Here is a 600-nt window from a genome sequence, read left to right as displayed (position 1 = left end):
GCTGCTTCCGCCGGACCGGCTGCGCGCGCTGCTGGTCGCCGAGGCCGAGCTTGGCGAGCGCATCATGCGGGCGCTGATCCTGCGCCGGGTCAATCTGATCCAGGACGGCGCCGGCGGCCCCGTGCTGATCGGACCGTCGAACTCCGTCGGGGTGGTGCGGTTGCAGGGGTTCCTCACCCGCAACGGCCAGCCGCATCATCTGCTCGACCCCGATCGCGATCGCGATGCGGCCGAACTGATCGCGCGGTATTTGCCGAAGCCCGAAGACTGGCCGCTGGTCGTCACTGCCGATGGCGCGCGCGAGCTCGGTCTCGTTCGGATTGCGCAGCACCGCGCCATCGGCATGATCGGCGGCGCAAAGGGTGACCGCATCTACGACGTTGCGGTCGTCGGCTGCGGACCCGCAGGGCTCGCCACCGCCGTGTATGCGGCGTCCGAAGGGCTGTCGGTCGCCGTGCTCGACACCCGCGCCTTCGGCGGCCAGGCCGGCGCCAGCGCGCGGATCGAGAACTATCTGGGCTTTCCGACCGGCATCTCGGGCCAGGCCCTGACCGCGCGTGCGTTCACCCAGGCGCAGAAATTCGGCGCCGACATCATGAT

General features: G+C 70.2%; 1 protein-coding gene. It reads left to right on the top strand.

The annotated features are described in order from the left end of the window. Positions 1–600 (top strand): NAD(P)/FAD-dependent oxidoreductase (locus H1B27_RS39785; protein WP_197969791.1); only part of this gene is annotated, 600 nt, incomplete at both ends.

The organism is Bradyrhizobium diversitatis, from assembly GCF_016031635.1.
Lineage (GTDB): Bacteria > Pseudomonadota > Alphaproteobacteria > Rhizobiales > Xanthobacteraceae > Bradyrhizobium > Bradyrhizobium diversitatis.
This window is presented reverse-complemented; position numbering and strand designations above follow the sequence as displayed.